The 2,734-nt window shown below is 67.4% G+C and carries 3 protein-coding genes; 2 read left to right on the top strand and 1 reads right to left on the bottom strand.

The features are described 5' to 3' along the window. Positions 1-234 precede the first annotated feature (234 nt). Positions 235-840, top strand: a complete 606-nt coding sequence (locus ACOJSF_RS11030) for a hypothetical protein (protein WP_420142249.1) — start codon at positions 235-237, stop codon at positions 838-840. 114 nt (positions 841-954) lie between these two features. Here the strand turns inward: ACOJSF_RS11030 and ACOJSF_RS11025 are convergent, their stop codons facing one another. After that, on the bottom strand, positions 955-1,980 hold the full coding sequence (locus ACOJSF_RS11025) for an aspartate-semialdehyde dehydrogenase (protein WP_420142248.1): 1,026 nt from the start codon (positions 1,978-1,980) through the stop codon (positions 955-957). Between the two features lie 79 nt (positions 1,981-2,059). Here ACOJSF_RS11025 and ACOJSF_RS11020 point away from each other — a divergent pair. Further along, positions 2,060-2,734 (top strand): MFS transporter (locus ACOJSF_RS11020; protein WP_420142247.1); only part of this gene is annotated, 675 nt, incomplete at its 3' end.

Below are 2,734 nucleotides of genomic sequence, written 5' to 3'. Positions count from 1 at the left end.
GGACCCATTTCTATCGCGGCGGGGGCCGGCCGGGGTGTGGGGCGGGGGCCCAATTCAGCGGTATCGCTACCCGGTCGAGAGATAGGCCCCTGCCTGCGCAGGGGCGACGGGCATCCTTCTTGCCGCGCCTCTCATCAAAAGAACAGAGATCGAACAAATTCATTTCCAATGTAGGAAAACTGGTGTCACATGGCCGGGCTCCGACGATTCCGTTCGGGAAGAAGGGGCCCCGCGATGACCAAGCCGATCGATCCCGCCGCATTCGGCGCGCCCGCCGCCCCGGCCGATCCCGCCACGATGATCCCGTTCGTGCCCGCTGCCCCGCGCCGCCGCCGTGACGGCTGGACGGCGGACCGCCAGCGCGTATTCATCCAGACGTTGATGGAGACCGCGAGCGTGACCGAGGCGTGCGGCGCGGCCGACGTCACGCCGCAATCGGCCTATCGCCTGCGCATGCGGCGCGACGCCGCCGACTTCAACCGCGCGTGGGAGGAGGCTTTGGTCTTCGCCAGCCATCGCCTGACCACGCTCGCGTTCGAACGCGCGATCCACGGCAGCCCGCGCAAAATCTATCACAAGGGCGAGGTGATCGGGGAGGAATATGTCCCGTCCGACCGGCTGCTCATGTTCCTGCTGCGCCATTTCGACCGAAAGCGTTACGGCAACCTGTCCGGCTTCACGCCCGTCGCAATGCCCGATCCGGTCCAGGCCGCGCACGCCGCGCTGCCGCGCATGCTCGACCGCTTGGGCGACAAGGCGGATGAGGACGCGGATCAGCCGATGCTGTCGGTGCAGACCCCGCCCAGCACCGCCGACCATTGCGCGCGCTTCTGGCCCTGAGCGAGCGAAAAGCGGCGTCACGCCCCGTTCCGGGCATCACCTTTTGTAAACTTCCGCGCCCGGAACGGCACCGGACGGCGGCGGACGGCCGCTGGAGCGCCCGCCGCGCGCGTGTCACGCTTTCTTGAGGTGCCGGCGGCCGAGCAGTTCGGCGATCTGGACCGCGTTCAGCGCCGCGCCCTTGCGGAGGTTGTCGCTGACGCACCACAGCGAAAGGCCGCTGTCGACGGTCGGGTCCTCGCGCACGCGGCTGACGAAGGTGGCATAGTCGCCGACGCATTCGACGGGGGTGACGTATCCGCCGTCCTCGCGCTTGTCGACCAGCATCACGCCCGGCGCTTCGCGCAGGATCGACTGCGCCTTGGCCGCGCTGATCTCCTCGGCGAACTCGACGTTCAGCGCTTCGGAATGGCCGACGAACACGGGCACGCGCACGCAGGTCGCGGTCACCTTGATCTTGGGGTCGAGGATCTTCTTGGTCTCGACCACCATCTTCCATTCTTCCTTGGTCGATCCGTCGTCGAGGAAGCTGTCGATGTGCGGGATCACGTTGAACGCGATCTGCTTGGTGAACTTCTTGGGCTCGGCCGGATCGCCGACGAAGATGTTGCGGCTCTGCTCGAACAGCTCGTCCATGCCCTGCTTGCCCGCGCCGGATACCGACTGATAGGTCGCAACGACGACACGGGTGATCCGCGCCGCATCGTGCAGTGGCTTCAGCGCGACCACCATCTGCGCGGTCGAACAGTTCGGGTTGGCGATGATGTTGCGCGCCCTGTATCCGTCGATCGCCTCCGGGTTCACCTCGGGCACGATCAGCGGCACGTCGGGGTCCATGCGGTAGAGCGACGAATTGTCGATCACGGTGCAGCCCGCCGCCGCCGCGATCGGCGCATATTTCTTGGTCGCTTCGGATCCGATCGCGAACAGCGCCATGTCCCAGCCGGCCCAGTCGAAATGCTCGATATTCTTGACCGTCAGCTTCTGGCCGCTCTCGCCGAAATCGATCACGTCGCCGGCCGAACGGGACGAAGCCAGCGCGGCAATCTCGTCCGCCGGAAACTCACGCTCCGCCAGGATGTTCAGCATTTCACGACCGACATTGCCGGTCGCCCCCGCGACGACCACACGGTAACCCATGAACAATAACTCCGATAATCCGCAGGCGCCGTTTACGGAACTTGCGGCCCAAGTCCAGCAAGAGGAACTTGGGCGGGGTATGGCGGCGTCCGGCGACGCGCCGCCGGCGCGCGACGGGCTGGCCGGCACCCGGCGCTATCTGGCGGTCGCGGCGATCAGCCTGGGCACGCTGCTGACGGTGATCGACGGCGCGATCGCGACGGTCGCGCTGCCGACCATCGCCCGCGACCTCGACGTGGATTCGTCGTCGGCGGTGCTGGTGGTGACCGTCTACCAACTCACGCTCGTGATGCTGCTGCTGCCGTTTTCCGCGCTGGGCGACCTGATCGGGCTCAAGCGGATGTATCAGGCTGGGCAGGCGCTGTTCACCGTCGCCACCATCCTCTGCTTCTTCGCCAACAGCCTGCCCTTTCTGCTGGTGGTGCGCGTATTGCAGGCGATCGGCGCGGCGGCGGCGCTGTCGGTCATGTCGGCGCTGATCCGACAGATCTATCCGGCACGCCAGCTCGGGCGCGGGCTCGGCGTGAACAGCGTGGTCGTGTCGGTGGCCGGCGCGCTGGCGCCGACGGCGGGCGGGCTGCTGCTCGGCGTCGCCTCCTGGCCGTGGCTGTTCGCGGCGGGCGCACCCTTCGCGATCCTGTCGCTGTGGCTCGGGCGATCGGCATTGCCCGACGTGCCGGCGCGGGGCCGGCCCGACACCAAGCTCCGGCGCCTGCGGTACAAAGCCACCAGCACCCACCACAAAACCGGGGGG

The organism is Sphingomonas sp., from assembly GCF_048594985.1.
GTDB lineage: Bacteria > Pseudomonadota > Alphaproteobacteria > Sphingomonadales > Sphingomonadaceae > Sphingomonas_I.
This window is presented reverse-complemented; position numbering and strand designations above follow the sequence as displayed.

Bases quoted from the DNA above. Each gene is read 5' to 3' on its own strand.
- ACOJSF_RS11030 (WP_420142249.1), top strand. From the start codon at position 235: ATGACCAAGCCGATCGATCCCGCCGCATTCGGCGCGCCCGCCGCCCCG.
- ACOJSF_RS11025 (WP_420142248.1), bottom strand. From the start codon at position 1,980: ATGGGTTACCGTGTGGTCGTCGCGGGGGCGACCGGCAATGTCGGTCGT.